Annotated in this window: 3 protein-coding genes; all 3 read right to left on the bottom strand. The window is 64.5% G+C overall.

Annotated elements, in window-relative coordinates:
* Positions 1 to 45 precede the first annotated feature (45 nt).
* Complete coding sequence (locus AB843_RS24490) at positions 46 to 732, bottom strand: ABC transporter ATP-binding protein (RefSeq protein ID WP_048649545.1); 687 nt, start codon at positions 730 to 732, stop codon at positions 46 to 48.
* Positions 732 to 2,045: a lipoprotein-releasing ABC transporter permease subunit gene (locus AB843_RS24485; protein WP_048649546.1), complete on the bottom strand. Its 1,314-nt coding sequence runs from the start codon at positions 2,043 to 2,045 to the stop codon at positions 732 to 734. Before AB843_RS24485 ends, AB843_RS24490 begins: the two co-directional genes overlap by 1 nt.
* 36 nt (positions 2,046 to 2,081) lie before the next feature.
* A partial coding sequence (locus tag AB843_RS24480; protein WP_048649544.1) for a proline--tRNA ligase occupies positions 2,082 to 3,068 on the bottom strand: 987 nt, incomplete at its 5' end.

The raw sequence follows: 3,068 nt of genomic DNA, 5'->3' as shown, positions 1-3,068 counted from the left end.
GCCTGTTCCGGCGGCGCACCAAAGCGCCCTCGGGCCAGCCTCGGGTCAGTGCTTGAAAGGAATGACCTTGCCGCCTTCGAGCGTCACCACACGGTCCATCCGTCGGGCCAGATCGTGATTGTGGGTGGCGATCAGCGCGGCCAGCCCCGATTGACGCACCAGCGCTTCCAGTGCGTCGAAGACATAGCCCGCCGTCACCGGGTCCAGGTTTCCGGTCGGCTCGTCGGCGAGCAGGATACGCGGCGCGTTGGCGACTGCGCGGGCAATGGCGACACGCTGCTGCTCGCCACCCGACAATTCGGTCGGCCGATGGCTGGCGCGATGGCCGACGCGCAGATAATCCAGCAATTGCAGCGCCCTGATCTTCGCCTCGGCCGGCGCCATGCCGGTCACCAGCTGCGGTATCATCACATTCTCCTCGGCCGTGAACTCAGGCAAAAGATGATGAAACTGGTAGACGAACCCGATCTCATTGCGGCGGATCGCCGTGCGCGCATCGTCCGACAGCCGGCCGCAGGCCTTGCCGCCGATGATGATTTCGCCGGCATCGGGGGATTCCAGCAGGCCCGCCAGGTGCAGGAGCGTCGACTTGCCGGCGCCGGACGGCGCCACAAGCGCCACCATTTCCCCCGGCGTCAGCGAAAAATCGGCGTCCTGCAAAATGGTCAGCCGGTCGGCGCCCTGGCGATAGCTGCGCTCGATCTGCTTCAATTCGAGAATGGCCGACCCCATCAGTCGTACCTCAGGGCATCGACCGGATCGAGCCGCGAGGCCCGCCACGCCGGGAACAGGGTCGCCAGGAAGGACAGGGCCAGCGCCATGACGATGACGTAGATGGTTTCGCCCGCCTCCATCTTCGCCGGCAACTGGCTCAGGAAATACAGTTCCGGATCGAAGATCGTCGTTCCCGACAGCCAGGAGAAGAATTCGCGGATCGATTCGACATTCCAGCAGATGACCACGCCGAGCACGACGCCGGCAATGGTGCCGGTGACGCCGATGGCCGCCCCGGTCATCAGGAAGATGCGCATGATGGCGCCGCTCGTCGCGCCCATGGTGCGCAGGATGGCGATGTCATGCCCCTTGTCCTTCACCAGCATCACAAGGCCGGAAATGATGTTCAGCGCCGCCACCAGGACGATCATGGTCAGGATCATGAACATCACGTTGCGCTCCACCTCGAGCGCGGAGAAGAAGGTGCTGTTGCGCTGCCGCCAGTCGGACAGGAGGACGGGGCGCTGGGCCGCTTCCTCCACCGCCGGGCGCATCGTTTCCACGGCATCGGGATCATCGACGAACAGTTCGATCGACTGCACCAGACCTTCCGCGTTGAAGAAGAGCTGTGCCTCTTCGAGCGGCATGTAGATGATGGAGGAATCATATTCCGACATGCCGATTTCGAAGGTAGCCACGATCGGATAGGTTTTCACGCGCGGTGTCGTGCCGAAGGGAGTGATGTCGCCCTCCGGCGCCACCAGGGTCACCGTCTCGCCCGTCGCCAGGCCGAGATTCTGCGCCATGCGCGTGCCGATCGCCACACCCTCGCCGGCGGCGAAACCGACCAGCGACCCATCGCGGATGTTTTTCGAGACGAGATCGAGACGGGTCAGATCGTCGGCCCTGACACCGCGGACGATGGCGCCGGTTCCGGCACCCGTGCGGCCGGAAACCAGCACCTGCCCCTGCACCATCGGCAGGGCGAGTTGCACACCGGCAACGCCCTCGATGCGCTTGGCCACGGCATCGTAATCGTTGAGCGGCATGTCGACCGGCTGGACGATCAGATGGCCGTTGACCCCCAATATGCGCGTCAGGAGCTCGGCGCGAAAACCGTTCATGACGGCCATCACGACGATCAGCGTGGCGACGCCGAGCATGATGCCGACAAAGGAGATCGACGCAATGACCGAAATCACCGTCTCCTTGCGGCGCGAGCGGAGATAGCGCCAGGCGATCAGCCGTTCGAAGTGAGAAAACGGCCCGGCGCCTTTCGGGGCAGCCGGCGCCGTGGCGGCGCCCGGCTGGCTGGTGGCGGCGTCACTCATCATCACACCTCGTGGGCTGAAGCCTGCGCCGACGCGTCATGCGCGCCCGGCGCCCAGGCGGTTGGCCACCGCGTCGAGCGGCAGGGTCTCGCGCTCGCCGGTCGCCCGGTTCTTGATTTCCACTTCCCCGCCGGCCACGCCGCGCGGGCCGACGATCACCTGCCAGGGCAGGCCGATCAGGTCGGCCGTGGCGAACTTGCCGCCGGCGCGGCTGTCCGTGTCGTCGTAAAGCACATCCTTGCCGGCCGCCTGCAACTGCTCGTAAAGCGTTCCGCAAGCCTGGTCGCAGGCTTCGTCGCCCGCCTTCATGTTGATCAGCGCGACATCGAAGGGCGCCACGCTTTCGGGCCAGATGATGCCGTTCTCGTCGTGGCTCGCCTCGATGATCGCCGCCAGAAGGCGGCTCGGGCCGATGCCGTAGGATCCCATGGACACGAAGTGCTCCTTGCCGTCCGGTCCGGTGACCGAGGCGTTCATGGGCTTTGAATACTTGGTGCCGAAGTGGAAAATATGGCCGACCTCGATGCCGCGCGCGGAAACCTTCTCGCCTTCGGCAATGGCGTCCCAGGCGGCCTCGTCGTGCATCTCGTCCGTCGCCGCGTAAGGCGTCGTCCAGGCATCGACGATCCCGGCGATTTCTACGTCATTGGCGAAATCCACATCGGCGCCCGGCACGTCGAATTTTAGGAAATCCTTGTGGCAGAACACTTCGCTTTCGCCGGTCGAGGCGAGGATGATGAATTCGTGGCTGAGATCGCCGCCGATCGGGCCGGTGTCGGCACGCATCGGGATGGCCTGCAGCCCCATCCGCGCGAAGGTGCGCAGATAGGCGACGAACATACGGTTATAGGCCGCCTTGGCGCCCTCGAAGTCGAGGTCGAACGAATAGGCGTCCTTCATCAGGAATTCCCTGCTGCGCATGACGCCAAAGCGCGGACGCACCTCGTCGCGGAACTTCCACTGGATGTGATAGAGGTTGAGCGGCAGGTCCTTGTAGGATTTCACATAGGAGCGGAAGATGTC

Source organism: Nitratireductor soli (genome assembly GCF_001050155.1).
In the GTDB taxonomy this organism is placed as follows: domain Bacteria; phylum Pseudomonadota; class Alphaproteobacteria; order Rhizobiales; family Rhizobiaceae; genus Nitratireductor; species Nitratireductor soli.
Note: the sequence above shows the minus strand (reverse complement) of the source record. Positions and strands in the feature narration are given on the sequence as shown.

Coding starts and splice junctions, on each gene's coding strand:
- AB843_RS24490 (WP_048649545.1), bottom strand. CDS start 732: ATGGGGTCGGCCATTCTCGAATTGAAGCAGATCGAGCGCAGCTATCGC.
- AB843_RS24485 (WP_048649546.1), bottom strand. CDS start 2,045: ATGAGTGACGCCGCCACCAGCCAGCCGGGCGCCGCCACGGCGCCGGCT.